Here is a 25,933-nt window from a genome sequence, read left to right on the forward strand (position 1 = left end):
GTCGCCCTGGCGTTGCTCGGCAGTCGAGTGGCGTGGTTTTCTGCCGGGTCCCGGCTCGTAGATGGGGGCGGTAGCACCGCCGCCCGTCGGATCAGCCGGCTCGCTGGTGCAAGGCGATTTGAGCCGCCTTTCCGCGTGCCGTATCGAGTCGTAATAGGGCTGCTACAGCGTGTTCACATGGATATTATTTCGCGGACTGGCTCCAGGAGCAGGGTATGCTTGTGCCCTGCACGCCAGGGGAAATGCCCCTCCCGCCTGGCGGGGGGCGTGGCCCCGCATAACTAGAATAATCACATGGCATTTTTGTCTGACCGAGTTGCTAGATGAGATCGTCCTTCGAGAGCGTGCTGAAAAACAAGAACATGGCTCACCTGGACAAGATGGTGAGCGCAGGGCCGTCGCTGCCGCCGCGGCGGGTGGCCTTCGTGCTGCAGGAAAACTTCTCGATGATGGCCTTCACCGGCGCGGTGGATGCCCTGGTCACCGCCAACCTGATGAGTTCGTCGCCGCTGTTCGAGGTGCTGGTGGTCGGGGGGGCCGAGGAGCTGGTGGTCAGCGACCTGGGCATCGCCATTTCCGCCGGCTGCCGCCTGGCCGAGCTGGAGGAAAAGAAGCTGGACATCCTGGTGGTGTGCGGCGGTTTCCGCGTGCGCCTGCAGGGCGAACCCTTGCTGCGCAGCAAGCTGCGTTCGGCCGAGGCCGCCGGCGCCATCCTCGGCGGCCTGTGGAACGGCGCCTATTTCATCGCCGAGGCCGGGCTGCTGAACGGCTACGAGTGCGCCTTCCATCCCGATGGCCGGGCGATGATGGCCGAGCTGTTTCCCAGCGTGAAACTGTCCAGCCACGCCCATGTGGTCGACCGCGAGCGGATCAGCTGCGCCGGGGCCAACAGTTCCCTGGGCATGATGCTTGAGGTGGTGCGCTGCAGCGGTGGTGAGCAGCTGGTCAGCGCGGTGGAGGAGGTGCTCAGCTGCGACAAGATGCGCGAGGTCATGGACGTGTCGGTGGTCTCGGTGGACTACGATCCGACCCTGCCGCAGGCGCTGAAGCTGGCCCTGGAGCTGATGCACAACAACATCGACGAACCGCTGGTGGTCGATGAGATCGCCGACTGCGTGGGCATCTCCCGGCGTCACCTGGAGCGCCTGTTCTGCCGTCACGTCAACGCCACCCCCTCGCGCTACTACCTGGAATTGCGCCTGACCCGCGCGCGCCAGTTGCTGCAGCAGACCAACAAGTCCATGGCCGAGATCGCGGTGGCCAGCGGCTTCGTCAGCATTTCCCATTTCCGCCGCTGCTTCCGCGAGTTCTTCGACGTCGCCCCGGGGCGTTTCCGCGCGACCTCGCAGCAGGGCCGCTGAGCCGCGCCGCCGTCCGGCCGCTGACTGTCAGCGGGGTGGCGGCGGCAGCCCCAGCGCCGCTCCAGGCGAGCTGAGGCGGGCGCAGGCGTTGCTGGCATCGGCCAGCAGCACCAGGCTCAGGTGGTCGACGGGCTGCGGGCGGGCGCGCAGATATTCGCCGTGCTCGAGGGTCAGCCGCGCCAGGTAGTCCGCATAGTCCGCATCGACGGTTTCCTGCGCTGGTGCCGGGAGCGGAGCCGGCTCTGGCGCGGCCTCGCTGGCGCCGTCCGCTGTTGCCACCGGCTGCTGGGGCAGCAGCTTGCTCAGCAGCAGCTGAAAGTCGACATAGCCGCGGACTTGCGCCTCGCTGCTCACCGCGGGCAGGTTGCGGCCGGCGGCGGAGGAGGGCTGGAGCGTGGCGAGGCCGTTGATCATGGACAACTCGTTGCGGCTGGACGGGACCGGGTCTGGCAGAATGCCGACCCAAACTGGTTATCGGCCGACGCGCGGCCGAATTGAACGATCTCGAGTGTGATTGCCCATGAGTGACCAACAGCCCAGCGCCAGCATTCGCATGGACGCCCTGGCCGCCCATCTGCACGAGGCCGCCGACGCCTGGGCCGCGCGCCTGGGTCTGCCGCGTGAGGGCGAGGCGCAGTACGCCTTGCAGCTGGGCGAGGCGGGCCTGCAACTGGTCGAGCTGGGGCCCCAGGCGCCCGGGCCGGTACGGGTGGACTTCGTCGAGGGCGCCATGGCCCATCGCCGCCAGTTCGGCGGCGGCAGCGGGCAGATGATCGCCAAGGCAGTGGGCGTGCAACCGGGCGTGCGCCCGCGGGTGCTGGATGCCACCGCCGGCCTGGGGCGCGACGGGTTCGTCCTGGCCAGCCTGGGCTGCGAGGTGACCCTGATCGAGCGCCAGCCGCTGATCGCCGCTCTGCTCGAGGATGGCCTGGGGCGCGCCGTCGGCGATGCCGAGGTGGGGCCGATCGTCGCTCGCATGCGTCTGCTGGCCGGCAACGCCATCGAGTTGATGGGCGCCTGGGAGGACGAGCCGCCCCAGGTGATCTACCTCGACCCGATGTTTCCCCACCGCGACAAGAGTGCCCTGGTGAAGAAGGAAATGCGTCTGTTCCGTCCCTTCGTCGGTGACGATCTGGATGCCCCGGCGCTGCTCGCCGCGGCCCTCGAACTGGCCAGCCATCGGGTGGTGGTCAAGCGTCCGCGCAAGGCGCCGCTGATCGATGGGGCCAAGCCCGGCTATGCCCTGGAAGGCAAATCCAGCCGCTACGACATCTATCCGAAGAAGTCCCTGGGCAAGGCCTGACTAGTCAGGCCGGTAGGCGCGCATGAACATCGCCACCACGTTGCGCACATGCTGCTCGGCCACCGCCCCCTGCTGCGCCTCGCCGCAGCCGATCAGCAGGCGGAAGTTGGCGCCGCCCTTGACCAGGCAGAAGAACTGGTCGGCCGCTTCCAGCGGGTCGTCGATGCGCAGCTTGCCGGCGCGTTGGGCCTGGCGCAGCAGATGCTCCATTTCCTGCAGCACGCGCTGCGGCCCGGCCTCGTAGAAGACCCGCGACAGCTTGGGGTCCTGGGCGCCCAGGCTGACCATCACCCGGTGCAGCTCGATCGATTCGCGGCTGTTGATCAGCGCGTGGAAGCCACGGGCGATGTTCAGCAGCACGCTCTCGAGCGGCGCGTCATCCGCCAGCTCGAACAGCAGCTCGGGCAGCTGTTCCTGGCACTTGGCCTTAACCGCCTCGGAAAACAGCGTCTCCTTGTCGGTGAAGTGGCTGTACACCGTCAGCTTGGACACCCCGGCCTCCGCGGCGATGGCATCCATGCTGCTGCCGTCGTAGCCGTGGCGCAGGAACAGGTTCTTCGCCGCGTCCAGAATGGCCTGGCGCTTGGCGAGGTCTTTCGGGCGACCCGGGCCGCTGGGGGGTAACAATTTGTTGGGCATGGGCAGCTTTTAATACTGGACTGGTGAGTTTGCTATTTTTACTATACCCGTCGGTTCAAATATTCCAAACCTCCGCGAAAGGTCGTTCATCATGTTGCGCCATGTCCTGTCCGTCGCTCTGCCCGCCAGTCTAATCGCGCTGCTCGCCGCCTGTGGCAATGGCGAGCAGGTTGAGCAGTCCATCCGTCCGGCCCTGGTGGTGCAGCCGCAACCGGCCGCCGAGCTGATGGACAGCTACCCCGGCGAGGTGCGCGCGCGCTTCGAGCCGGAGCTGGCGTTCCGCATCGCCGGCAAGGTGACCAAGCGCCTGGTCGAGGTCGGCGACCAGGTGAAGAAGGACCAGCCCCTGGCCGAACTGGACCCCCAGGACGTGCGCCTGCAGCTGGAGGCGATCCGCGCCCAGGTGGCCGCCGCCGAAGCCAATCTGCGCCTGGTGCGCGCCGAGCGCGACCGCTACAAGACGCTGCTGGAGCGCCAGCTGGTCAGCCGCTCGCAGTACGACAACGCGGAGAACCTCTATCGCTCCGGCGAGGCGCGGCTCAAGCAGGTCAAGGCCGAGTTCGACGTGGCCAGCAACCAGGCCGGCTACGCCGTGCTGCGCGCGTCTCAGGACGGCATCATCGCCAAACGCATGGTCGAGGTCGGCCAGGTGGTGGCGGCCGGGCAGAGCGTGTTCACCCTGGCCGCCAATGGCGAGCGGGAGGTGTTGATCAGCCTGCCCGAGCAGGCCTTCGAGCGCTTCAAGGTCGGCCAGTCGGTGGCGGTCGAGCTGTGGTCGCAGCCCGACCAGCGCTTTTCCGGGCAGATCCGCGAGATGTCGCCGGCCGCCGACCCGCAGTCGCGCACCTTCGCCGCCCGGGTTTCCTTCGTCGAAGGCAAGGTGCCGGCCGAACTGGGGCAGAGCGCCCGGGTGTTCATCGCCCACGACGGCGAGGTGCCGCTGGCGGTGCCGTTATCGGCACTGAGCGCCGAGCAGGGCCGGCCCTTCGTCTGGGTGGTCGACCCGGCAGACTCCAGCCTCAAGCGCACCCCGGTGCGTATCGGCGCCTATGGCGAGAAGACCGTGCCGGTGCTCGAAGGCCTGAAGGCCGACGACTGGGTGGTGGCCGCCGGCGTGCAGGTGCTGCGCGAGGGCCAGCAGGTGCGCCCGGTCGACCGTGACAACCGAGCAGTCAAGCTGGTGGCCAAGGAGTAGTCCCGATGGCTTTCAACCTATCCGCCTGGGCGCTGAACAACCGCCAGATCGTCCTCTACATCATGCTGCTGCTGGGTATTGTCGGGGCGATTTCCTACACCAAGCTGGGGCAGAGCGAGGACCCGCCGTTCACCTTCAAGGCCATGGTGATACGCACCAACTGGCCGGGGGCGACGGCCGAGGAAGTGTCCCGCCAGGTCACCGAACGCATCGAGAAGAAGCTGCTGGAGACTGGCGAGTACGACAAGATCGTCTCCTTCTCCCGCCCGGGCGAGTCCTCGGTCACCTTCATCGCCCGCGACTCCATGCATTCCAAGGAGATTCCCGATCTCTGGTACCAGGTGCGCAAGAAGGTCAGCGACATTCGCCACACCCTGCCCCAGGGCATCCAGGGGCCGTTCTTCAATGACGAGTTCGGCACCACCTTCGGCAATATCTACGCGCTGACCGGCGAAGGCTTCGACTACGCCGTGCTCAAGGACTACGCCGACCGCGTCCAGCTGCAATTGCAGCGGGTCAAGGATGTCGGCAAGGTCGACCTGCTCGGCCTGCAGGACGAGAAGATCTGGATCGAGCTGTCCAACACCAAGCTGGCCACCCTCGGCCTGCCCCTGGCGGCAGTGCAACAGGCGCTGGATGAGCAGAACGCGGTGTCCTCGGCGGGGTTCTTCGAGACCGCCTCCGACCGCGTGCAGCTGCGGGTGACCGGCAGCTTCCAGTCGGTCGAGCAGATCCGCGATTTCCCCATTCGCGTGGCCGAGCGCACCTTCCGCATCGGCGACGTGGCCGAGGTCAAGCGCGGCTTCAACGATCCACCGGCGCCGCGCATGCGCTTCATGGGCGAGGACGCCATCGGCCTGGCCGTGTCGATGAAGAGCGGTGGCGACATCCTGGTGCTGGGCAAGGCCCTGGAGGGCGAGTTCGCCCGCCTGCAGGAGACCCTGCCGGTCGGCATGCAGCTGCGCAAGGTGTCGGACCAGCCGGCTGCGGTGAAGACCGGGGTCGGCGAGTTCGTCCGCGTGCTCACCGAGGCGGTGATCATCGTCCTGTTGGTGAGCTTCTTCTCCCTCGGCCTGCGCACCGGCCTGGTGGTGGCGCTGTCGATCCCGCTGGTGCTGGCGATGACCTTCGCCGCCATGTACTACCTGGACATCGGCCTGCACAAGATTTCCCTCGGCGCCCTGGTGCTGGCCCTCGGCCTGCTGGTCGACGACGCGATCATCGCGGTGGAGATGATGGCGATCAAGATGGAGCAGGGCTACGACCGCCTCAAGGCGGCCAGCTACGCCTGGAGCAGCACCGCCTTCCCGATGCTCACCGGCACCCTGATCACCGCCGCCGGCTTCCTGCCGATCGCCACCGCGCAGTCCGGTACCGGCGAGTACACCCGCTCGATCTTCCAGGTGGTGACCATCGCCCTGCTGGTGTCGTGGATCGCCGCGGTGGTCTTCGTGCCCTACCTGGGGGCCAAGCTGCTACCGGACCTGGCCAAGCTGCATGCGGCCAAGCACGGCGGCAGCGACCAGGGCCACGACCCCTATGGCACGCCCTTCTATCAGCGCGTGAGGCGCATGGTGGAGTGGTGCGTGCGCCGGCGCAAGACGGTGATCCTGCTGACCCTGGCCCTGTTCGTGGCGTCCATCGCGCTGTTCCGTTTCGTGCCTCAGCAGTTCTTCCCGGCTTCCGGGCGCCTGGAGCTGATGGTCGACCTCAAGCTCGGCGAGGGCGCCTCGCTGGCGGCCACCGAGGCCGAGGTCCAGCGCCTCGAAGCCCTGCTCGAAGGCCATGAGGGCATCGACAATTTCGTCGCCTATGTCGGCAGCGGCTCGCCGCGCTTCTACCTGCCGCTGGACCAGCAGTTGCCGGCCGCCAGCTTCGCCCAGTTCGTCATCCTGGCGAAAAGCATCGAGGAGCGGGAGAAGATCCGCACCTGGCTGATCGACACCCTGGGTCAGGAGTTCCCCAGCCTACGCACGCGCATCTCGCGCCTGGAAAACGGCCCGCCGGTGGGCTATCCGGTGCAGTTCCGCGTGTCCGGCGAGCACATCGACGAGGTGCGCGCCCTGGCCCGCGAGGTGGCGAACAAGGTGCGCGCCAACCCCCACGTGGTCAACGTGCACCTGGACTGGGAGGAGCCGAGCAAGGTGGTGCGCCTGAACATCGACCAGGAACGCGCCCGCGCCCTGGGGGTGAGCACCGCCGACCTGTCGCGCTTCCTGCAGAGCTCGCTGACCGGCGCGCCGGTCAGCCACTACCGCGAAGGCAACGAACTGATCGAGATCCTCCTGCGCGGCACCCAGGGCGAGCGTCAGCAACTGGGCCTGCTGCCGAGCCTGGCGGTGCCCACCGAGAGCGGCAAGCGCGTGCCCCTGGCGCAGATCGCCGTGCTCGAGTACGGCTTCGAGGAAGGGGTGATCTGGCACCGCAACCGCCTGCCGACCGTCACCGTGCGCGCTGACATCTACGGCCAGCAGCAGCCGGTCACCCTGGTCAAGCAGATCCTGCCGACCCTGGAGCCGATCCGCGCCGCGCTGCCGGACGGCTACCTGCTGGACGTCGGTGGCACGGTGGAGGACTCGACGCGCGGACAGCAGTCGGTGAACGCCGGCGTGCCGCTGTTCATCGTGGTGGTGCTGACCCTGCTGATGCTGCAACTCAAGAGCTTCTCGCGCTCGGCCATGGTGTTCCTCACCGCGCCGTTGGGGCTGATCGGCGTGACCCTGTTCCTGCTGATCTTCCGCCAGCCGTTCGGCTTCGTCGCCATGCTCGGCACCATCGCCCTGTCCGGGATGATCATGCGCAACTCGGTGATCCTGGTCGATCAGATCGAGCAGGACATCGCCGCCGGCCTGGACCGCTGGCAGGCGATCATCGAGGCCACGGTGCGGCGCTTCCGGCCGATCGTGCTGACCGCCCTGGCGGCGGTGCTGGCGATGATCCCGCTGTCGCGCAGCATCTTCTTCGGGCCGATGGCGGTGGCCATCATGGGCGGCCTGATCGTCGCCACGGCGCTGACCCTGCTGTTCCTGCCGGCGCTCTATGCGGCCTGGTTCAGGGTCAAGCCGGCGGCGCACTGAGGTCCGGCGCGGCAATGAAAAAGCCCGGTCGCGCGACCGGGCTTTTTTCTGCGCGGCAGTCTGCCGGCAGGGCTACTGTCGCTCGGCCTGCAGCAGCGCCTGGCCGCGGGCCAGGTAGGCGGACATCTCCGTCTCGGGCACCATGCTGCCGCCGGTGGCCCAGACCAGGTGGGTGGCGCGGGCCAGGCGCTCGGGCGTCAGTCCCAGGCGCTGGCGATAGCCCTGTTGTTCGCCCAGCACCTGCAGCATGCCCGGCACCCCGGCCAGCGCCGAGGGCTCAAGACGCAGGCCCTCGCTGCTCTGCAGCAGCGCCAACAGGCGGAACAACTCCTCGTCGCTGACCGTGTAGTAGCCGTCGATCAGGCGCTGCATGGCGCGGCCGACGAAGCCGGACGGGCGGCCGACCGCCAGGCCGTCGGCGGCGGTGAGGTTGTCGATGCCGAAGTCCTGCACCGCCACCTCGTCGTGCAGGCCGCTGTAGACCCCCAGCAGCATGCAGGGCGAGTGGGTCGGCTCGGCGAACAGGCAGTGCACCGCGTCGCCGAACGCCAGCTTGAGGCCGAAGGCCACCCCGCCCGGGCCGCCGCCGACGCCGCAGGGCAGGTAGACGAACAGCGGATGCTCGGCGTCGACGCGGATGCCGGCGGCCGCCAGCTGCGCCTTGAGGCGCTCGGCGGCCACCGCGTAGCCGAGGAACAGGTCCGGCGAGTTTTCGTCGTCGATGAAGTGGCAGAACGGATCGGCGCTGGCCTGTTTGCGCCCCTCGGCCACGGCGACGCTGTAGTCGCAGGCGTACTCGACCACCTCGACGCCGTGGGCGCGCAGCTTGTCCTTCTTCCACTGACGGGCGTCGGCCGACATGTGCACCGTGGCCTGGAAGCCCAGGCGGGCGCTGATGATGCCGATCGACAGGCCGAGGTTGCCGGTGGAGCCGACGGCGATCTTGTGGCGGCCAAAGAAGGCCCGCGCCGCGTCGCTGTCGAGGGTCGCGTAGTCGTCGTCGAGCCGCAGCAGGCCTTCGGCCAATGCCAGGTCCTCGGCGTGCTTGAGCACCTCGTAGATGCCGCCGCGGGCCTTGATCGAGCCGGAGATCGGCAGGTGGCTGTCCTGCTTGAGCCACAGTGCGCCGTCGAGGCTCAGGTCATGGCGCTCGGTCAGCAGCGCCTGCAGGTGCGGCAGCGCGACCAGCGACGATTCGATGATGCCGCCGCTGCCCGCCGTCTCCGGGAAGGCCCGGGCGATATAGGGCGCGAAGCGGGCCAGGCGCGCGCTGGCGGCGTCGACGTCGGCCTGGCTCAGGCCGACATCGCCCAGGGCCTCGGCCGCGGGGGCGATCCCCGGGTTGAACCAGCTGAGCGGACGCAGGGCGACCAGCTCCTCGATCAATGGATATTCCTGGCACCAGGTGGCCAGCGACTTGCCGAGCGGCATGGGGTGGATTCCTTGCAACGGAGTGCTCCGCAGCGTGTATTGCGCCGTCTGGAGCGGGTGGGTTGTGGCGATATTAGACAGCGATGTGGCAGCGCTGACAAAGGGCGCTGCCTGGCCGCAGGGTGGTCTTCAGGGGGAAACGGCGGCGATCACCGAGATCTCCACCAGCAGCTCGGGGCTGGCCATCGCGGCCTCCACGCAGGCGCGCGCGGGGGCATGGCCGGCCGGCACCCAGCTGTCCCACACGGCGTTCATCTCGGCGAACAGGCTCATGTCCTTCAGGTACAGGGTGGCGGAGAGGATCTGCTCGCGGCTGCTGCCGACCGATTCCAGCAAGGTGTCGACCTTCGCCAGCATGGTGCGGGTCTGATCGGTTATGCCGGCGCTGCGGTCCTCGGCCACCTGCCCACACAGGTAGACGGTGTGGTTGTGCACCACGATGCGGCTCATGCGCGCGCTGGTTTCGTAACGGGAAATATTCATGACGACTCCTGTGTCGAGTGTGGGATGGGGAATGCTTCGCAGTGGTCGTGCCGAACGCTGCGCTCGGTGCGAGGCAACCGACCGGTCCACGCCCTCGAGTGGCTTGGCGGGGCGTTGCGTTCGCTCGGCTGGCGCCGATGGCGCGCAACAGGCGGGGCTGAGCCCACCAGGGGCTCAGCGAGGGTGCGGGGGCGTTTACAGGGCGCCGAAGACCTTCTTCGCCAGGCTAGTGGCCGCACCGGCGGGATTCTTGCGGATGCTCGCTTCCTGCTCGGCGATCATGGCGAACAGGCCGTCCAGCGCCTGTTCGGTGACATAGCTTTCGATATTGGCGTTCTTGGCGTCGAGCATGCCGAAGTTGGCCGCCTGGCCGGCGAAGGCGTTGTACTGCTGGGCCAGGCCGACCCGGTCGGTGGCCTGCTTGACGATGGGCAGGAAGCGCGCGCGGATCTGTTCGCGGCTGCTGCTGTCCAGGTACTGGGTGGCGGAGTCCTGCGGCCCGGTGAGGATGCCCTTGGCGTCCTGCACGGTCATCTTCTTCACCGCCTCGACCAGCAGCGCCTGGGCCTCGGGCACCGCCGCCTCGGCGGCGCGGTTCATGCTCAGCTCCAACTGCTCGACCTGGTTGCCCATGCCCATCAGCTTCATGGTCTGCGCCGCCTTGCCGAGGTTGCCCGGCAACTCGATGCGAACCTGCGGGTTGTCGTTGAAGCCGCCGGGGGCGCCGAGTTGCTTGACCGCCACCTGGGCACCCTGGATTAGCGCGTCCTTGAGGCCGCCGCTGGCGTCCTGCTGGGTCAGGTCGGCGAGCGACAGGGCGAAGGCGTTGGCAGACAGGGCCAGGCCGGCGAGCAGTGTGGAAAGGCGCAACATGGGGCAATCCTTTTACGGAGGGTATGGGTCGAGCTTAGCGGAGCGGCGGGGCGGCGCAAACCCTGACTTGGCGCCGCCCGGGCCGGTTGCAGGGCCGGCGCCCGCCATCTGCCGGCGCCGTGCCGCGGTTTGCGCTGACGCGTCACAGGCGTTATTACTGAAAGGCCTTTCCCGCTGCAAAGGCTATTGACGCAATGCCCCAAGACCACGAATTCAAGCTGCCCCCTGTGACCAGCAAGGAGGACGGCCAACCGCGCCGGGTCGGCATCGAGCTGGAGTTCACCGGCCTTACCCTGGAGCAGACCGCCGCCGCGGTGCAGGAAGCGCTGGGCGGTGAGCTGTCGCGCACCTCGGCCAGCGAGCGGGTGCTGCGGGTGGATGGCCTGGGCACCTTCAACATCGAGCTGGACTGGGACTTCCTCAAGCGCCAGGCGCTCAAGGCCGAGGAGGAGGACGAGGGCGGCGCGCAGTGGATGGACCTGCTCAGCCAGGCGGCGAGCCTGGTGGTGCCCCTGGAGGTGGTCTGTCCGCCCATCGCCATCGGCGAGCTGGAGCGCCTGCACAGCATGGTCGACGGCCTGCGCCGGGCCGGGGCAGTGGGCACCGAGAACTCGCCAATGGCGGCCTTTGGCGTGCACCTCAACCCCGAGATACCGCGGCTCGACGCGCCTACCATCGGCGCCTACCTGCGTGCCTTCGGCCTGCTGCAGTGGTGGCTGGTGGACGCCCACCAGGTGGACATCTCGCGCAAGATCAGCCCCTACATCGACCTGTATCCGGAGGCCTACGTGAAGCGGTTGGTCGAGCAGGCGCCGCCCGCCATGGGGCAGCTGTTCGACGACTACCTGGAGCACAACGCCACGCGCAACCGCGCCCTGGACCTGCTGCCGCTGCTGGCGCAGATCGATGCCGAGCGGGTGCGCCAGGCCGTGCCGGACCCCAAGATCAAGGCCCGCCCGACCTTCCACTATCGCCTGCCCAACTGTCAGATCGAGAAGGCCGACTGGTCCCTGGCCGGGTCGTGGAACCTGTGGTGGCTGGTCGAGCAGCTGGCTTCCCGGGACGACGAGCTGCAGGCGCTCGGCGCGGCCTTCGTCGAGCATTGGCGGCCGCTGCTGGGGCTCAATCGTGGGGCATGGCTGGAGTACGTCGGGCGATGGCTGAACGACCGCGGGTGGGGGTAACCGGCAACTCGCGCCGCTGGTCGCCGTCCTGGTGGTCGACCCGCCTGGCGCTGCGCCTGGCCGGCGCACAGGCCGAGCGCATCAGTGTGCGCCATGCCGCCAGCGGCCGGCCGCTGAGCGCGCTGATCATCGGCGGTGGCGACGACATAGGGCCGGAGCACTACGGCGGCGAGATCACCGCCAAGGTGCGCAGCGATCCAGAGCGCGATGAGCTGGAGATGCGCTGGATCGAGCGTGCCCTGGAGCAGGGCATCCCGCTGCTCGGCATCTGCCGCGGCGCCCAGCTGATCAACGTGGTGCTCGGCGGCAACCTGCACCAGGACATCCGCGCGATGCGCGTGCACACCTACAACCGCCCGGGCCTGCTGCCGACCAAGCAGGTGCGCGTCGATGCCGAGTCGAGGCTGGCCGGGCTCTGCGGCAAGGCCCGCCTGCGGGTCAACAGCCTGCATCATCAGGCCGTGCGCCAACCGGGCGAGGGGCTGCGGGTCGTGGCCTGGGACCTGGACAATATCGTCCAGGCGGTGGAGGCAGCGGACGGCCGGCCGATCATCGGCGTGCAGTGGCACCCGGAGTACCTGTGCTACCTGCCGGCGCAGCTGGCGCTGTTTCGCTGGCTGATACGCAGCGCCGCATAAGGGACGCGGACCGCCTCGCCGACCTGGCCGAGCATGGCCGCCGGGCATTGTTGCCTTGCCGTGCGCCATGACGAGTTTTTCACATCGCCCCGACATTCCGCCGACAGCCGCCTGCCTAGCCTGCGCATCTACCTTGGTTCTGGCGTAGGAATGACCGTGCTGCCCACTTCGCAAACCCGCAATCTCGCGACCGCTCCGGCGGCCTGGACGCTCAGCGTCAGCCGCCCGTTGATGACCCTGCTGACCGCGCTCTGGCTGCTGCTGTTCAGCAACCTGCCGTTCTGGCGCGATGTCTGGCAGGGGGTGGATGGCCTGGACAACGGCAACTGGCTGTTCCTGCTCAGCCTGCCGCTGTTCGCCTGGCTGTGGCTCTACCTGCTGCTCAGCCTGCTGGCCTGGGGGCGGATGACCAAGGCGGTGCTGGGCGCCATGCTGCTGGTCTCGGCCGCGGCCAGCTACTTCATGGGCCGCTACGGAATCGTCATCGACTCCAGCATGCTGACCAATGTGCTGCAGACCGACGGCGCCGAGGCCGCCGAGCTGCTCAGCTGGCGCCTGCTGGTCTGGCTGGCGCTGGTCGGTGGCTTGCCGCTGCTGGCGCTCAGCCGCCTGCGCAGCCGGCCGCGCGGCTGGCGCCGGGAGCTGGGCATCAAGCTGGGCAGCATGGTCCTGGCCCTGGTCTGCCTGCTGGGCATCGCCCTGAGCCAGTACCAGTCCTATGCCTCGCTGCTGCGCAACCACCATGAGCTGCGCCTGCTGCTGACGCCTTCCAATGTGCTGGCGGCGCTGCACGGCTACCTGCGCCGGGAGTTGCAGGCGCCGCCACGCCTGCAGGTGATCGGCGCGGACGCCCATCGCCTGGCCAGCGTCGGCGCCGCGCGCAAGCCGAGGCTCACCGTGCTGCTGGTCGGCGAGACCGCGCGGGCGGCGAACTTCTCGCTCAATGGCTATGCCCGCGAGACCAGCCCGGAGCTGGCCAAGGCCGGGGTGATCAGCTTCAGCCACGTCAGCTCCTGTGGCACCGCCACGGCGGTGTCGGTGCCCTGCATGTTCCTCGAGGTCGGCCGCGACCAGTACCAGGAGTCGATGTCGCGCAACCGCGAGGGCCTGCTCGACGTGCTGCAGCGAGCCGGGGTCAGGGTGTTGTGGCGCGACAACAATTCCGGCTGCAAAGGCGCCTGCGACCGGGTGCCGAGCGAGGACGTCTCGCACCTCGAGCTGGCCGATCTGTGCGCGGACGGCGAGTGCCACGACGAGGTGTTGCTCAGCGGTCTGCAGGGCTATCTGGACAAGCTGGACGACGACGCCGTGGTGGTGCTGCACATGAAGGGCAGCCATGGCCCGGCCTACTACAAGCGCTACCCGGCGGCCTTCGAGAAGTTCGTACCGGTCTGTCGCAGCAACGAGCTGGACCAGTGTTCCAGCCAGAGCATCGTCAACGCCTACGACAACAGCCTGGCCTATACCGACCACGTACTGGCGCAGACCGTCGCGCTGCTCGAGCGCAACGCCGCGCGCCTCGACACGGCGATGCTCTACGTCTCCGATCATGGCGAGTCCCTGGGCGAGGGCGGTCTCTACCTGCACGGTCTGCCCTACGCCATGGCGCCCGACGAGCAGACCCATGTGCCAATGATTCTCTGGGTCTCCGAGGGCCTGCTGCGCCAGGAGGGCCTGCAGGCCCATTGCCTGACGGGCCTGAAGGACCAGCGCCTGTCCCACGACAACCTGTTCCACTCGGTGCTGGGCCTGATGGCCGTGCAGACCTCGACCTACCGCCCCGAGCGCGACCTGTTCCGCCAGTGCCTGGCGCCGCAGCAGGCCGCCGCGCAGATGGACAGCGCGGCGAGTAGGGTCAACTAGCGCCGGGCGCGTGTCTTGCCGGGCGGCGGGTCAGAGACTGTCCTGGGCGTCCTCGCCGCGATCCATCGCCACCTGGCGGATCGACAGGCGCAGCTCGGCCGGCAGCACGCGCTTGGCGGCGCCCTCGACCAGCTCGCCCAGTTTCTCGTGGTGACCGAGCTTGCCGGCCTCGTCCTGGCGCAGCACGCCCTGCTCCTGCAGGGTCTGGATGAAGTGGCGGAACAGGCTCTTGTCGAAGAACTCCGGGGCATTGAGGCCATGCAGGATCGACAGGCGCTGGGCCATCACCGTGCACAGGTCCTCCAGCTGCTCGGCGCTGATGACGTTCTGCCCAGCATTGAGCAGCAGGGCGATGGCCATGTAGAAGCGCTGCAGGGTCTGGGCGATGGCCCGCGACAGCAGGGTCAGCAGGACGAACTGGCGCGAGCTCGGCGCCGGACGCACGTAGACGTCGCCCTCGAGCTTGAGCAGGCCCTGCTCGACGAAGGCCGCCAGCCACTCATCGACGACGCTCTCCAGTTCCTCCACGTCCCAGCGGATGAACAGCTCGGCCTGCAGGTAGGGGTAGAGCGCCTCGGTGAAGCGCAGGATCTGCTCGCGGCTGATCCGCGCGCTGCTCTGGAAGAAACTCGCCAGCAGCGCCGGCAGGGCGAAGATATGCAGCACGTTGTTGCGGTAGTAGGTCATCAGCACCGCATTGTGCTCGTCCAGGTAGAGGATCTTGCCCAGGGCGTCGCGCTGTTCGGCGAGCAGGTCCATGCCCTTGACGTAACCGATCAGCGCCTGGCCGTCACCGTCCGGCAGGGTGGTGTGGGGCGAGTAGGGCACCCGGCGCAGCAGCGCCAGGTAGAGGTCGAGGACCCGCGCCAGGGCGCTGTCGTCCAGGGCCAGCTTGCTGGTGGACAGCAGCGCCAGGGCCACCAGGTTGACCGGGTTGATCGCCGCCGCTTCGTTGAGGCGTTGCGCCACCCGCGCGCCGAGGCGGCTGGTGGTGTCGTTCAGCCAGGCCGGGCGGAACTGCCCGGCGTAATCCTGCTCGCGCCAGCCCGGTTGCTGCTGGTCGAGGAACTCGGCCAGCTTGATCGGCTCGCCGAAATTCACCCAGACCTGGCCGAAGCGCTGCTTGAGCGCGCCGATGACCTTGAAGATGTCGAAGATCGACTCCTTCTTCTTGCTCGCCCCACGCAACTCGCCCAGGTAGGTGCGGCCTTCGAGGACTCTTTCATAGCCGATATACACCGGCACGAACACCACCGGCAGGCGGTGGCTGCGCAGGAAGCTGCGCAGGGTGATGGCCAGCATGCCGGTCTTGGGCTGCAGCATGCGCCCGGTGCGCGAGCGCCCGCCCTCGACGAAGTACTCGACCGGGAAGCCCTTGCTGAACAGGCTGTGCAGGTATTCGTTGAACACCGCGGTGTACAGCGGGTTGCCCTTGAAGGTGCGGCGCATGAAGAAGGCGCCACCGCGGCGCAGCAGGCCGCCGATCAGCGGCATGTTGAGGTTGATGCCGGCGGCGATGTGCGGCGGGGTCAGGCCGTTGCGAAACAGCAGGTAGGACAGCAGCAGGTAGTCGATATGGCTGCGGTGGCAGGGCACGTAGATCACCTCGTGGCCCTGGGCGACGTCCTGCACGCCCTCGATGTGGTTGACCCGGATGCCGTCGTAGATCTTGTTCCAGAACCAGCTGAGCACCAGTTCGAGGAAGCGGATGGCGGTGTAGGCGTAGTCCGAGGCGATCTCGTTGCCGTAGCGCAGCGCCTGGGCTTCGGCCTTTTCCAGGCTGATGCCGGTGCGCGCGCTTTCCTCGCTGATCGCCTGGCGTACCAGCGGGCCGTGCACCAGGCCCTTGACCAGGTTGCGCCGGTGCGACAGGTCCGGGCCGATGACCGCGGTCTTCTGGTTGCGGAAATGCACACGGAGCATGCGCTGGACCATGCGCAGGGTGCGCTCGTGGCCCTTGTCCTGCTCGACCAGCTCGCGCAGGTGGATGGGCGTGGAGAACTGCACGCGGGTCTTGCGCCCGAGGATCAGGATGCTGACCAGCCGGCGCAGGCGCCCGGTGACCGCCCAGCTGTCGGCGAACAGCAGCTTCCAGGGGCTGGTTTCGCGGTCCGGCGACTGCCCCCAGAACACGCTGACCGGCACGATCTGCGCATCGTCCACGGCGTTCTGCCGTAGCGCGCTCACCAGCCGCGCCAGGGTCGGCGAGCTGCCGCGCTTGTCCTGGCGGCCGAGCCAGTCCGGCTCCGGGGTCAGGTAGAAGAAAGCCGCCGGCTCCTCCAGGTCGCCGACCCGCACCGCCACTACCGGGCGCGGCAGGCCGGCCTTGCGGCATTCGCTGTCGACCACCGCCAGGTCGCTCAGCGACGGCTGCTGCAGCACGAAGAACACCGGCTTGCTGCGGTCGAGCTTGAGGGTGAAACCCGACTGGTTGATGGTTTCCGAGCGTACCCAGAGGTACAGCAGGCGGCGCAGGGTGCCGAACACGAGGCGATGGAGCGGGGAGCGGGTCATACGGAATCTGCTGATGGCGTAAAACGAGCGATTGCTCGGGCTGGCTAGTGTGCCGTATCGCCGACGCGCCGGCAAAAGTCTTGTCGGCCGCCGCGCTTTGCGCGGCGGCGCAACATTTGCGCAAATTCCCGGTCTTGCACTGGCGAAGGCGGACTCCTTATAGTCCTGCGCGCATTCGAAGGGCCCGTCTCGCTGCTGTACGGGTAGCGGACAGGGTTTGACCGCGATGGTGAGAGACCATGATCGAGATAAGAAATCTTACGAAGCGTTTTGCACAGCACACGGCGGTGGACAACCTGTCCTTCCGCGTCCAGCCCGGTGAAGTGCTGGGCTTCCTCGGCCCCAACGGCGCCGGCAAGTCCACCACCATGAAGATGCTCACCGGCTTTCTCGCGCCGACCTCCGGTAGCGCCAGCATCCTCGGCTTCGATATCCAGAAGGACACCCGCCAGGCGCAGCGGCAGATCGGCTACCTGCCCGAAGGCGCGCCCTGCTACGGCGACATGACGGTCCGCGGCTTCCTGCAGTTCATCGCCGAGGTTCGCGGTTATCGCGGTCAGGAGAAGCAGCAGCGGGTGCAGCAGGCGGTGGCCCAGGTCGAGCTGGAGAAGGTCCTGGAGCAGTCCATCGAGACCCTGTCCAAGGGCTTCAAGCGCCGGGTCGGCCTGGCCCAGGCGATTCTCCACGATCCCAAGGTGCTGATCCTCGACGAGCCCACCGACGGCCTGGATCCGAACCAGAAGCACCAGGTGCGCAAGCTGATCCAGAGCCTGGCCCGGGACAAGATCGTGATCATCTCCACCCACATCCTCGAGGAAGTCTCGGCGGTCTGCACCCGCGCGGTGGTGATCGGCCAGGGCCGGCTGCTGGCCGATGGCACGCCGCTGGAGCTGGAGAGCCGCTCGCGCTACCACCAGGCGGTGACCCTGGTCGCCGAGGAACCCCTGGACCATGAGGCCCTGGCGGCGCTGCCCGGCGTGCTCGGCGTGGAGGCCAATGCCCCGGAGCACAGCCTCAGCGTGCTGGCCCGGCCGGGGGCGGTGATCTACCCCCAGGTCAGTGGCTTGATCGCCGAGCGCGGCTGGAAGGTCAAGGAGTTGAATGTCGAGCGCGGCCGCCTGGATGAGGTGTTCCGCAGCCTGACCCGTGGGGAGGTGGTATGAAGCAGTTGTCGGTGATCTTCAAGCGCGAGCTGGCGAGCTACTTCGCCACGCCGCTGGCCTATGTGTTCATCGTGATCTTCCTGGTGCTGTCCGGGGTGTTCACCTTCTACCTGGGCGGCTTCTTCGAGAGCGGCCAAGCCAACCTGGCGCCGTTCTTCAACTTCCACCCCTGGCTGTACCTGTTCCTGGTCCCGGCCATCGCCATGCGCCTGTGGGCCGAGGAGCGCAAGTCCGGCTCCATCGAGCTGCTGATGACCCTGCCGATCAGCCGCTTCGAGGCGGTCACCGGCAAGTTCCTCGCCGCCTGGGTGTTCGCCGGTCTGGCGCTGCTGCTGACCTTCCCGATGATCATCACCGTCAACTACCTGGGCCAGCCGGACAACGGCGCCATCGTCACCGGCTACCTCGGCAGCTGGCTGCTGGCCGGCGCCTACCTGGCGATCGGCTCATGCATGTCGGCCCTGGCGAAGAACCAGGTGATCGCCTTCATCCTCGCGGTGGGGCTGTGCTTCCTGTTCATCGTCAGCGGCTTCCCCATGGTCCTCGACGCCTTCAGCGGCTGGGCGCCGCAATGGCTGGTCGATGCCGTCGCCTCGTTGAGCTTCCTGACCCGTTTCGATGCCATCAGCAAGGGCGTGATCGACCTGCGCGACCTGCTGTATTTCCTCACCCTGATCGCCGCCTGGCTGGCCGCGACCGCGGTGGTCATCGACCTGAAGAAAGCCGACTGAGGACGCGCCCATGAAAAAGCTGATGGTATCCAGCGCCGGGCTCGTGCTCATCGCCCTGGCGTTTCTCGCCTTCAACCTGGTCTCCGGGCTCAGCCTGAGCGGCGCCCGCCTGGACCTGACCGAGCAGAAGCTCTACACCATTTCCGCCGGCACCGAGCAGATCCTCGGCAGCCTGGAAGAGCCGATCGAACTGAGCTTCTTCTACTCCGACAACACCGCCAAGGACCTGCCGGCGCTGCGCACCTACGCCAGGCGCGTGGAGGAGATGCTCAAGGCCTACCAGCGCGAGGCCGGCGACAAGCTCAAGCTGCAGATCATCGACCCGGCGCCGTTCTCCGAGGACGAGGACAAGGCCGCCGAGTTCGGCCTGCAGGCCATCCCGCTACAGCAGGGCGGCGACTCGCTGTACTTCGGCCTGGCCGGCAAGAACGCCCGGGGCGACACCCAGGTCATCCCGTTCTTCGCCCTGGATCAGGAGGAGTTCCTCGAGTACGAGCTCAGTCGCCTGGTGCAGAGCCTGGCCGAGCCCGAGCGGCCGGTGGTCGGCGTGCTCTCGGGGCTGCAGATCAACGGCGGCTTCGACATGATGGCGCGCCAGCCGACACCGCCGTGGATGGTCATGGAGGAGATCCGCCAGCTGTTCAAGATCGAGAGCCTGAAGGGCGACATCGACGCAATCCCCGAGCAGGTCTCGGTGCTGCTGCTGGTGCACCCGAAGCAGCTGCCGCAGCAGACGCTCTACGCCATCGACCAGTTCGTCCTGCGCGGCGGCAAGCTGCTGGCCTTCGTCGACCCGTTCAGCGAGGCCGACACCCAGGCCGAGATGCCCGGGGAGATGGCTGTCGACAAGTCCTCCGACCTGGCGCCGCTGTTCAAGGCCTGGGGCCTGCGCATGCTGCCCGATCAGGTGCTCGGCGACGGCGCCTACGCCATGTCCGTGAGCATGGGCCAGGGCGCGCGCCCGGTGCGCCACGCCGCCTGGCTGAGCCTGCCGAAGAATGCCCTGGATCAGGACGACATCAGCACCGCGGCGTTGGAGAACCTGACCGTGGCCAGCGCCGGCATGCTCGAGCCGCTGGAGGAGGCGAAGACCACCTTCATCCCGCTGGTGCAGAGCTCGCAGTACGCCATGCCATTCGATGTGAAGCGTTTCGGCCTGCTGCACAACCCGGAGGAACTGATCCGCGACCTGCAACCGACCGGCGAGCGCTACACCCTCGCCGCGCGCATCAGCGGCCCGGTGCAGTCGGCCTATCCGGACGGTATCGAGGGGCGCAAGGACGGCCTCAAGCAGGCGGACAACATCAACGTCATCGTGGTCGCCGACACCGACCTGCTGACCGATCGCATGTGGGTGCGGGTGCAGGACTTCTTCGGCCAGCGCATTCCCCAGCCCTGGGCCGACAACGCCGGTTTCGCGATCAACGCCCTGGACAACCTGGCCGGCTCCGAGGCGCTGATCAGCGTGCGTTCGCGCGGCCGCTTCAGCCGTCCATTCGAGGTGGTCGAGGCGCTGCAGCGTGAGGCCGAGGCGCGCTTCCGCGAGAAGGAGCAGGCCCTGCAGGCACGCCTGGCCGATACCGAGCAGAAGCTCGCGGCGCTGCAGCGCAACGACGACCCGAGCACGAGCCTGGAGCTGACCCCGGAAGAGCAGGCCACGGTGCAACAGTTCCTCCAGGAGAAGCTGAAGATCCGCAAGGAACTGCGCGAGGTGCGTTATCAGCTCAACGCCGATATCGAGGCGCTGGGGCGGACCCTGAAGTTCGTCAATATCGCCCTGATGCCGTTGGCGTTGACGCTCGGGGTGCTGGCCCTGTGGCTGTGGCGTCGCCGCCGCCACGGCTGACGGCCATCTCGCGGGTCGGGCGGCTCCGCGCCCGCCCCGTCGGCAGGGTACCGGGCGAGCACCTGGCATGTCTTGTAAATAACGCTGCAGGCCTTGTCCTGTATGGCCTGCAGCCCATCCCAAAAAGTGCTTTTCAGGCCCCGGGCTTGCTTTATACTCCGGCAGCGGTCGTTGTTATAACGCCATCGTCAATACCCGCTCCTCGCTTACTTCGGCCAGGGTCGGATACGACTGGAGCAACGTTTGCGCCGGACCGTCGAAGCGCCTTTACGGGACAATAAAAAACTGCGAGTTGGAGAGTGTAGTAATGGCTGATCGTGAGACTGGAACCGTCAAATGGTTCAATGATTCCAAGGGATATGGCTTCATTCAGCGCGAGAGCGGCGCCGATGTGTTCGTGCACTATCGGGCTATCCGCGGTGAGGGCCACCGCTCCCTGGTCGAAGGGCAGAAGGTCGAGTTCGCCGTGACCCAGGGTCAGAAGGGCCTGCAGGCCGAAGACGTGTCCGCGCTCTGAGCGCCGGCGCCACAGTAAAAGCCCGTCATCGACGGGCTTTTTTGTGCGCGGCTGAGAATGGCGGCCGGGATCAGCCGGTGCGCCAGGTGATCTCCTCGACGCCATCGGCGCTGATGCGCATCCAGCGGTCGGCCTGCTCGTCGCTTTCCTCCTCCTGCCAGCCGCCGGGGGCGCAGCGCACCTCGACCTGCAGCGCGGCGAAGGCCGCCTGGGCACAGGCCAGGTCGTCCGCCCAGGGCGTGGCGTCGCTCTCCAGGTAGAGGCTGTGCCATTTGCCGACGGCCTTCGGCAGCCAGGTCACCGGCACTTCGCCGGCGCGGCATTTGAAGGTCTGGCCCTTCTGCTGCCAGGGGGTGCAGGGGCCGAGTGCCTGACCCAGCCATTCGGCGACGGCCTGGTGCTCGGCGTCCTTCAGGTAAATCTCGATATCCGGTTGGCGCATGGGGCAGGTCCCTAGAGTTTCTCGATCCAATCGTAGCGTATGGCGACGGTCACCTCGAACGGCGCGGCAATCACCGCGTTGCGCCGCTCGGCGCTGGCGCGCCAGCCGTGGGGGGTCATGGCCAGCAGGTCGGCGCGGGCTTCGGCGCTGTCCAGCTGCAGGGCGAAGCGCAGGGTTTCGCTGTGGGCCAGGCGCATGCCGTCGGGGATCAGCTCCAGGTGCTTCTGATCGTCATAGTCGCGCACCTGGTCATAGAGTTTCTGGCGCAGCTCCAGCAGGTGCTCGCGGCTCGGGCCCATGCGCAGCAGGCCGCCGCCGGGGGCGAGCAGGCGCCGGGCCTCCTGCCAGTCCAGCGGGCTGAACACGCTGGCCAGCAGCTGGCAGCTGGAATCGCTCAGGGGCACCCGGGCCATGCTCGCCACCAGCCACTCGAGCTGGGTTGCGCGCTTGCAGGCGCGCTTGACCGCCTCGCGGGAGATGTCCAGGGCATAGCCCTGGGCCTGGGGCAGGGCCTCGGCGATCTGCGCGGTGTAATAGCCCTCGCCGCAGCCGATATCCAGCCAGCGGGCCGGGTTTCGCGCGGCGGCCAGTTCGGCCAGGCGCGTGGCCAGGGGCGCGTAGTGGCCGCCGTCGAGAAAGCGCCGCCGGGCCTCGACCATGGCGGCGTTGTCGCCGGGATCGCGGCTGTTCTTGTGCTGCACCGGCAGCAGGTTCAGGTAGCCCTGGCGGGCGCGGTCGAAGCGATGGCCGGCCGCGCAGGCCACGCCGTTGTCGACCGCGCCCAGGGCGCCCTGGCAGATCGGGCAGGTGAGCATCAGGCGAGCAGCTTGACGAGGGTCTGGTAGTAGATCTCGGTCAGCACATCCAGGTCGCTGGCCAGCACCCGCTCGTTGATCTGGTGGATGGTTGCGTTGACCGGGCCGAGCTCGACCACCTGGGTGCCGAGGGTAGCGATAAAGCGCCCATCGGAAGTACCACCGGAGGTCGAGGGCGTGGTCTCGCGCCCGGTCACCGCCTTGATGCTGGCGGCCACCGCATCGAGCAGGGCGCCGGGTTCGGTAAGGAACGGCAGGCCGGACAGCGCCCACTCCACGTGGTAGTCCAGGCCGTGCTTGTCGAGGATGGCTTCGACGCGCTTCTGCAGGCCCTCGACCGTGGATTCGGTGGAGAAACGGAAGTTGAAGATCGCCTGCAGCTCGCCGGGAATCACGTTGGTCGCGCCGGTGCCCGAATTCAGGTTGGAGACCTGGAAGCTGGTCGGCGGGAAGAAGGCGTTGCCGTCGTCCCAGTGCTCGGCGGCGAGTTCGGCCAGGGCCGGGGCGGCCAGGTGGATGGGGTTCTTGGCCAGGTGCGGGTAGGCCACGTGGCCCTGCACGCCGCGCACCGTGAGCTTGGCGCCGAGGGAGCCGCGGCGACCGTTCTTGACCACGTCGCCGACCAGCGAGGTGCTCGAGGGCTCGCCGACGATGCACCAGTCCAGGCGCTCCTGGCGCGCCGCCAGGCGCTCGATCACCGCCTTGGTGCCATGCTGGGCCGGGCCTTCCTCGTCGCTGGTGATGAGAAAGGCGATGCGCCCCTTGTGCTTGGGGTGGTCGGCGACGAAACGTTCCACCGCGATGATCATCGACGCCAGGCTGCCCTTCATGTCGGCGGCGCCGCGGCCGCAGAGCATGCCGTGTTCGTCGATCAGGGCGTCGAACGGCTGGTGCTGCCAAGCCTGCAGCGGGCCGGTCGGGACCACGTCGGTGTGGCCGGCGAAGCACAGCACCGGACCTTCCTGCTCGCCGTGGCTGGCCCAGAAGTTGTCCACCTCCTCGATGCGCATCGGCTCGACCGCGAAGCCGACGGCTTGCAGGCGGCGCATCATCAGCTCCTGGCAGCCTTCGTCGACCGGCGTGACGGACGGGCGGCGAATCAGGTCGCAGGCGAGTTCCAGGGTGGCGGAAAGGGTCGGCGAGGGGGCGGTCATTGCGGCTCCAGGGCGGGGTCTAGCGGAAAGGCCGCCATCTTAAAGCAAAATGTCGTTCGATGGCCGCCGTCAGGCGCCGCAGTTCGTCCAGCTGAGTGGGTCAGAGCGCAGGCCCGGGTGGCCGCAGCCGCTGTGCGCACCGGTATAATGCGGGCCCGCTCGATTTCTGGCTGTTGAGGTGAGTAGATGCCGTTCGACGATCAACGCTTTGCTGGAATTGCCCGTCTGTACGGCCGCGAAGGTGCGGAGCGGCTGTTGGCCGCCCATGTCGCGGTGGTCGGCATCGGCGGCGTGGGTTCCTGGGCGGCGGAGGCGCTGGCGCGTTCGGGGGTCGGCGAAATCTCGCTGTTCGACCTGGACGATGTGTGCATCAGCAACACCAACCGCCAGGTGCACGCGCTGGACGGCGCGGTCGGCCAGGCCAAGGTCGAGGCCATGGCGGCGCGCATCCGCGCCATCAACCCGGCCTGCGTGGTGCACGCGGTGGCCGACTTCGTCACCCGCGAAACCATGGCCGAGTACATCACCGAGCAGTTCGACGCGGTGATCGACTGCATCGACAGCGTGGCCGCCAAGGCCGCGCTGATCGCCTGGTGCAAGCGGCGCAAGATCCAGATCGTCACCACCGGTGGCGCCGGCGGCCAGGTCGACCCGACGCAGATCCAGATCGCCGACCTCAACAAGACCTACAACGACCCCCTGGCGGCCAAGGTGCGCTCGATGCTGCGCCGCGACTACAACTTCTCGCGCACCCCGGGGCGCACCTACAGCGTGCCCTGTGTGTTCTCCACCGAGCAGCTGCGCTACCCCAAGCCGGACGGCACGGTGTGTCAGGCCAAGGGCTTCGTCGGCGAAGGGGTCAAGCTCGACTGCGCCGGTGGTTTCGGCGCGGTGATGATGGTCACCGCCAGCTTCGGCATGGCGGCGGTGGCCAAGACGGTGGACAAGCTGGTGGCCGGCGCGCGGCGACCGGCCGAGCGCGCGGCGAAAACCTCCTAGTCCTCCGAGTGCTCCGCCGCCAGTTGGCGCATGCGCAGCAGCACGGCATTCAGGCCGTTGCTGCGTGAAGGCGAGAGCTGGCGCGACAGGCCGAGCTGGGCGAACCAGTCCGCCAGGTCGACTTCGCCCAGTTGCGCGCCGCTGAGGCCGTCGACCCGCGCCAGCAGCACCGCCAGCAGGCCGCGCAGCAGGCGGGCATCGCTGGCGGCGCGAAAGTGCCAGTGACCCTCCTGCTCCTCGCCCACCAGCCAGACCTGGCTTTCGCAGCCGTGCACCCGGTTGGCCTCGTTGCGCTCGTCCTCAGTCAGCGGCGTGAGGCGTTCGCCCCACTGCATCAGCAGGCGGGCGCGTTGCTCCCAGCCCGGGCATTGGGCGAAGGCGTCGAGCGCTACCTGGGCACCGCTGGGGATACTCATCGCAACAGCTCCAGGGCCCGGTCCAGCGCGGTGAAGAAGCGCTGCAGGTCCGTACCATCGTTGTACAGCCCCAGGGACACCCGCACCGCCCCGGCCAGGCCCAGGCTGCTGAGCAGCGGCATGGCGCAATGATGGCCGGCGCGCACGGCGATGCTTTGGTCGGTCAGCAGGTGGGCGAGGTCGGCGTTGTGCACGCCGTCGACGACGAAGCTGGCCAGGGCCACCCGCGGGGCGCCGAGCAGCTGGATGCCGTCGCGGACGGCCAGGCCGGCCAGCAGCTTGGCGTGCAGCGCCGCCTCGTGGCCGCTGACCGCGGCGGCGTCCAGCGCGCCCAGGTAGTCGAGGGCGGCGCCGAGGGCGATCACCCCGGCGATCGGCGGCGTGCCGGCCTCGAAGCCCAGGGGGGCGTCGCGAAACTCGGCGTATTGATAGTCGGCCAGGCGCACCATCTCGCCGCCGTACTGCCAGTGCGCGAGGCGGCGCAGGGCTTCGCGGCTGCCGTAGAGCACGCCGACCCCGTCCGGGCCGTAGAGCTTGTGACTGGAGAACACGTAGTAGTCGCAGCCCAGGGCCTGCACGTCATGGCGGCCGTGGACCACGCCCTGGGCGCCATCGATCACGGACAAGGCCCCGTGGGCCCTGCCCAGGTCGATCAGCTCGGCCAATGGCTGCCAGCAGCCGAGCACATTGGACAGCTGGCTGAGCGCCAGCAGGCGGGTGCGCGGGCCGATCAGCTCGGCGGCCCGCTGCAGGTCGACTTGGCCCGCGTCGTCCAGGGGCAGCACCACCAGCTTGAGCCCGCGCCGCAGCGCTAGTTGTTGCCAGGGCAGCAGGTTGGCGTGGTGCTCCGCGGCGCTGACGACAATCTCGTCGCCGGCGCGGAACTCGGCCTCCAGGCCATAGGCCAGCAGGTTGAAGGCCTCGGTGGCGCCGCGGGTGAAGACGATCTGGCTCGCTTCGGCGGCGTTCAGCCAGTTGGCGACCTTGTCGCGGGTCGACTCGAAGGCGCGGGTGGCACGCTCGCCGGGCAAGTGCTGGGCACGGTGCACGTTGGCCGCGCCGCCGGCGTAGTAGCCGAGCAGGGCATCGAGTACGGCCTGGGGCTTCTGTGCGGTGGCGGCGCTGTCCAGGTAGGTCTGGCCCTCGGCTTCTAGCGCCAGGATGCCGGGGAAATCGGTGCGCCAGGGGGAAATCAGGGACATGGGGTTCAGGCCTGAAAAAGTCCCGAGAGTGCGGGGATGATCATGTAGGGTGCGCCGTGCGCACCCAGTGCTGAACCGCGCGCGAAG

The 25,933-nt window shown here is 68.1% G+C and carries 22 protein-coding genes and 1 pseudogene; 12 read left to right on the forward strand and 11 right to left on the reverse strand.

The features are described from left to right. The first annotated feature begins 323 nt into the window (after positions 1 to 323). Positions 324 to 1,361: a GlxA family transcriptional regulator gene (locus LPB260_RS25925; RefSeq protein ID WP_208708760.1), complete on the forward strand. Its 1,038-nt coding sequence runs from the start codon at positions 324 to 326 to the stop codon at positions 1,359 to 1,361. 27 nt (positions 1,362 to 1,388) lie between these two features. On the opposite strand, the gene LPB260_RS25930 is transcribed toward LPB260_RS25925, so the two are convergent. Further along, entirely contained in the window at positions 1,389 to 1,775 is a 387-nt protein-coding gene (locus LPB260_RS25930) for a hypothetical protein (RefSeq protein WP_208708761.1), read from the reverse strand. Between the two features lie 110 nt (positions 1,776 to 1,885). Here LPB260_RS25930 and LPB260_RS25935 point away from each other — a divergent pair. Continuing rightward, positions 1,886 to 2,664: pseudogene (locus LPB260_RS25935) on the forward strand (class I SAM-dependent methyltransferase). Here the strand turns inward: LPB260_RS25935 and LPB260_RS25940 are convergent. Next, positions 2,665 to 3,303, reverse strand: coding sequence for a TetR/AcrR family transcriptional regulator (locus tag LPB260_RS25940; protein WP_208708763.1), 639 nt, complete (start codon positions 3,301 to 3,303; stop codon positions 2,665 to 2,667). Between the two features lie 91 nt (positions 3,304 to 3,394). Here LPB260_RS25940 and LPB260_RS25945 point away from each other — a divergent pair, with 91 nt between their 5' ends. Continuing rightward, the gene (locus LPB260_RS25945) at positions 3,395 to 4,498 is read left to right on the forward strand and encodes an efflux RND transporter periplasmic adaptor subunit (protein WP_208708764.1); all 1,104 of its coding nucleotides are present in this window, start codon (positions 3,395 to 3,397) and stop codon (positions 4,496 to 4,498) included. 5 nt (positions 4,499 to 4,503) lie between these two features. Continuing rightward, complete coding sequence (locus tag LPB260_RS25950) at positions 4,504 to 7,575, forward strand: efflux RND transporter permease subunit (protein ID WP_208708765.1); 3,072 nt, start codon at positions 4,504 to 4,506, stop codon at positions 7,573 to 7,575. Positions 7,576 to 7,647: 72 nt separating this feature from the next. On the opposite strand, the gene dsdA is transcribed toward LPB260_RS25950, so the two are convergent. From dsdA to LPB260_RS25965, 3 genes are all read right to left on the reverse strand, one after another. Next, a complete protein-coding gene (gene dsdA, locus LPB260_RS25955) occupies positions 7,648 to 9,006 on the reverse strand; it encodes a D-serine ammonia-lyase (protein ID WP_208708766.1) in 1,359 nt (452 codons plus the stop codon). Positions 9,007 to 9,135: 129 nt separating this feature from the next. After that, the gene (locus tag LPB260_RS25960) at positions 9,136 to 9,489 is read right to left on the reverse strand and encodes a RidA family protein (RefSeq protein ID WP_208708767.1); all 354 of its coding nucleotides are present in this window, start codon (positions 9,487 to 9,489) and stop codon (positions 9,136 to 9,138) included. A 195-nt stretch (positions 9,490 to 9,684) separates the two neighbouring features. After that, positions 9,685 to 10,362 (reverse strand): DUF4197 domain-containing protein, encoded by a 678-nt coding sequence (locus tag LPB260_RS25965; RefSeq protein WP_208708768.1) that lies wholly within the window; start codon positions 10,360 to 10,362, stop codon positions 9,685 to 9,687. A 194-nt stretch (positions 10,363 to 10,556) separates the two neighbouring features. Here LPB260_RS25965 and LPB260_RS25970 point away from each other — a divergent pair, with 194 nt between their 5' ends. The 3 genes from LPB260_RS25970 to LPB260_RS25980 all read left to right on the forward strand — a co-directional run bounded on the left by LPB260_RS25970 (position 10,557) and on the right by LPB260_RS25980 (position 14,047). Beyond that, positions 10,557 to 11,546 (forward strand): amidoligase family protein, encoded by a 990-nt coding sequence (locus tag LPB260_RS25970; protein ID WP_208708769.1) that lies wholly within the window; start codon positions 10,557 to 10,559, stop codon positions 11,544 to 11,546. Further along, the gene (locus tag LPB260_RS25975; RefSeq protein ID WP_208708770.1) at positions 11,519 to 12,184 is read left to right on the forward strand and encodes a gamma-glutamyl-gamma-aminobutyrate hydrolase family protein; all 666 of its coding nucleotides are present in this window, start codon (positions 11,519 to 11,521) and stop codon (positions 12,182 to 12,184) included. The genes LPB260_RS25970 and LPB260_RS25975 overlap by 28 nt, the downstream gene beginning before the upstream one ends. 156 nt (positions 12,185 to 12,340) lie before the next feature. Then, complete coding sequence (locus LPB260_RS25980; RefSeq protein ID WP_256625605.1) at positions 12,341 to 14,047, forward strand: phosphoethanolamine transferase; 1,707 nt, start codon at positions 12,341 to 12,343, stop codon at positions 14,045 to 14,047. Between the two features lie 30 nt (positions 14,048 to 14,077). Here the strand turns inward: LPB260_RS25980 and plsB are convergent, their stop codons facing one another. Beyond that, a complete protein-coding gene (gene plsB / locus LPB260_RS25985) occupies positions 14,078 to 16,561 on the reverse strand; it encodes a glycerol-3-phosphate 1-O-acyltransferase PlsB (RefSeq protein WP_208708772.1) in 2,484 nt (827 codons plus the stop codon). Positions 16,562 to 16,800: 239 nt separating this feature from the next. Here plsB and LPB260_RS25990 point away from each other — a divergent pair, with 239 nt between their 5' ends. From LPB260_RS25990 to LPB260_RS26005, 4 genes are all read left to right on the forward strand, one after another. Further along, positions 16,801 to 17,724 (forward strand): ABC transporter ATP-binding protein, encoded by a 924-nt coding sequence (locus tag LPB260_RS25990; protein ID WP_208708773.1) that lies wholly within the window; start codon positions 16,801 to 16,803, stop codon positions 17,722 to 17,724. Continuing rightward, on the forward strand, positions 17,721 to 18,455 hold the full coding sequence (locus LPB260_RS25995; protein WP_208708774.1) for an ABC transporter permease subunit: 735 nt from the start codon (positions 17,721 to 17,723) through the stop codon (positions 18,453 to 18,455). Before LPB260_RS25990 ends, LPB260_RS25995 begins: the two co-directional genes overlap by 4 nt. A 10-nt stretch (positions 18,456 to 18,465) precedes the next feature. Next, positions 18,466 to 20,301, forward strand: coding sequence for a Gldg family protein (locus LPB260_RS26000; RefSeq protein WP_208708775.1), 1,836 nt, complete (start codon positions 18,466 to 18,468; stop codon positions 20,299 to 20,301). A 307-nt stretch (positions 20,302 to 20,608) separates the two neighbouring features. Continuing rightward, positions 20,609 to 20,818, forward strand: coding sequence for a cold-shock protein (locus LPB260_RS26005; RefSeq protein WP_208708776.1), 210 nt, complete (start codon positions 20,609 to 20,611; stop codon positions 20,816 to 20,818). A gap of 70 nt (positions 20,819 to 20,888) precedes the next feature. Here LPB260_RS26005 and LPB260_RS26010 read toward each other — a convergent pair whose 3' ends face one another. From LPB260_RS26010 to dapE, 3 genes are read right to left on the reverse strand one after another with little or no spacing between them, the layout of a single operon-like run. After that, positions 20,889 to 21,260 carry a hypothetical protein gene (locus LPB260_RS26010; RefSeq protein ID WP_208708777.1) on the reverse strand — a complete coding sequence of 124 codons (372 nt, stop codon included), beginning with the start codon at positions 21,258 to 21,260 and terminating at the stop codon, positions 20,889 to 20,891. A gap of 11 nt (positions 21,261 to 21,271) precedes the next feature. After that, the gene (locus tag LPB260_RS26015; RefSeq protein WP_208708778.1) at positions 21,272 to 22,075 is read right to left on the reverse strand and encodes a putative RNA methyltransferase; all 804 of its coding nucleotides are present in this window, start codon (positions 22,073 to 22,075) and stop codon (positions 21,272 to 21,274) included. Next, positions 22,075 to 23,229 (reverse strand): succinyl-diaminopimelate desuccinylase, encoded by a 1,155-nt coding sequence (dapE, locus tag LPB260_RS26020; RefSeq protein ID WP_208708779.1) that lies wholly within the window; start codon positions 23,227 to 23,229, stop codon positions 22,075 to 22,077. Before dapE ends, LPB260_RS26015 begins: the two co-directional genes overlap by 1 nt. Positions 23,230 to 23,415: 186 nt before the next feature. On the opposite strand from dapE, the gene tcdA reads away from it, so the two are divergent. Next, complete coding sequence (tcdA, locus tag LPB260_RS26025) at positions 23,416 to 24,228, forward strand: tRNA cyclic N6-threonylcarbamoyladenosine(37) synthase TcdA (protein WP_208708780.1); 813 nt, start codon at positions 23,416 to 23,418, stop codon at positions 24,226 to 24,228. Here the strand turns inward: tcdA and LPB260_RS26030 are convergent. Both LPB260_RS26030 and LPB260_RS26035 read right to left on the reverse strand, forming a co-directional pair. Next, a complete protein-coding gene (locus LPB260_RS26030) occupies positions 24,225 to 24,644 on the reverse strand; it encodes a SufE family protein (RefSeq protein ID WP_208708781.1) in 420 nt (139 codons plus the stop codon). The genes tcdA and LPB260_RS26030 overlap by 4 nt on opposite strands. Beyond that, a complete protein-coding gene (locus LPB260_RS26035) occupies positions 24,641 to 25,846 on the reverse strand; it encodes an aminotransferase class V-fold PLP-dependent enzyme (RefSeq protein WP_208708782.1) in 1,206 nt (401 codons plus the stop codon). The genes LPB260_RS26030 and LPB260_RS26035 overlap by 4 nt, the downstream gene beginning before the upstream one ends. Positions 25,847 to 25,933 lie beyond the last annotated feature (87 nt).

Source organism: Pseudomonas sp. LPB0260 (assembly GCF_013388395.1).

Excerpts from the sequence above, each read along its gene's own strand:
- LPB260_RS25925 (WP_208708760.1), top strand. The coding sequence starts at position 324 with ATGAGATCGTCCTTCGAGAGCGTGCTGAAAAACAAGAACATGGCTCAC.
- LPB260_RS25930 (WP_208708761.1), bottom strand. The coding sequence starts at position 1,775 with ATGATCAACGGCCTCGCCACGCTCCAGCCCTCCTCCGCCGCCGGCCGC.
- LPB260_RS25940 (WP_208708763.1), bottom strand. The coding sequence starts at position 3,303 with ATGCCCAACAAATTGTTACCCCCCAGCGGCCCGGGTCGCCCGAAAGAC.
- LPB260_RS25945 (WP_208708764.1), top strand. The coding sequence starts at position 3,395 with ATGTTGCGCCATGTCCTGTCCGTCGCTCTGCCCGCCAGTCTAATCGCG.
- LPB260_RS25950 (WP_208708765.1), top strand. The coding sequence starts at position 4,504 with ATGGCTTTCAACCTATCCGCCTGGGCGCTGAACAACCGCCAGATCGTC.
- dsdA (WP_208708766.1), bottom strand. The coding sequence starts at position 9,006 with ATGCCGCTCGGCAAGTCGCTGGCCACCTGGTGCCAGGAATATCCATTG.
- LPB260_RS25960 (WP_208708767.1), bottom strand. The coding sequence starts at position 9,489 with ATGAATATTTCCCGTTACGAAACCAGCGCGCGCATGAGCCGCATCGTG.
- LPB260_RS25965 (WP_208708768.1), bottom strand. The coding sequence starts at position 10,362 with ATGTTGCGCCTTTCCACACTGCTCGCCGGCCTGGCCCTGTCTGCCAAC.
- LPB260_RS25970 (WP_208708769.1), top strand. The coding sequence starts at position 10,557 with ATGCCCCAAGACCACGAATTCAAGCTGCCCCCTGTGACCAGCAAGGAG.
- LPB260_RS25975 (WP_208708770.1), top strand. The coding sequence starts at position 11,519 with ATGGCTGAACGACCGCGGGTGGGGGTAACCGGCAACTCGCGCCGCTGG.
- plsB (WP_208708772.1), bottom strand. The coding sequence starts at position 16,561 with ATGACCCGCTCCCCGCTCCATCGCCTCGTGTTCGGCACCCTGCGCCGC.
- LPB260_RS25990 (WP_208708773.1), top strand. The coding sequence starts at position 16,801 with ATGATCGAGATAAGAAATCTTACGAAGCGTTTTGCACAGCACACGGCG.
- LPB260_RS25995 (WP_208708774.1), top strand. The coding sequence starts at position 17,721 with ATGAAGCAGTTGTCGGTGATCTTCAAGCGCGAGCTGGCGAGCTACTTC.
- LPB260_RS26000 (WP_208708775.1), top strand. The coding sequence starts at position 18,466 with ATGAAAAAGCTGATGGTATCCAGCGCCGGGCTCGTGCTCATCGCCCTG.
- LPB260_RS26005 (WP_208708776.1), top strand. The coding sequence starts at position 20,609 with ATGGCTGATCGTGAGACTGGAACCGTCAAATGGTTCAATGATTCCAAG.
- LPB260_RS26010 (WP_208708777.1), bottom strand. The coding sequence starts at position 21,260 with ATGCGCCAACCGGATATCGAGATTTACCTGAAGGACGCCGAGCACCAG.
- LPB260_RS26015 (WP_208708778.1), bottom strand. The coding sequence starts at position 22,075 with ATGCTCACCTGCCCGATCTGCCAGGGCGCCCTGGGCGCGGTCGACAAC.
- dapE (WP_208708779.1), bottom strand. The coding sequence starts at position 23,229 with ATGACCGCCCCCTCGCCGACCCTTTCCGCCACCCTGGAACTCGCCTGC.
- tcdA (WP_208708780.1), top strand. The coding sequence starts at position 23,416 with ATGCCGTTCGACGATCAACGCTTTGCTGGAATTGCCCGTCTGTACGGC.
- LPB260_RS26030 (WP_208708781.1), bottom strand. The coding sequence starts at position 24,644 with ATGAGTATCCCCAGCGGTGCCCAGGTAGCGCTCGACGCCTTCGCCCAA.
- LPB260_RS26035 (WP_208708782.1), bottom strand. The coding sequence starts at position 25,846 with ATGTCCCTGATTTCCCCCTGGCGCACCGATTTCCCCGGCATCCTGGCG.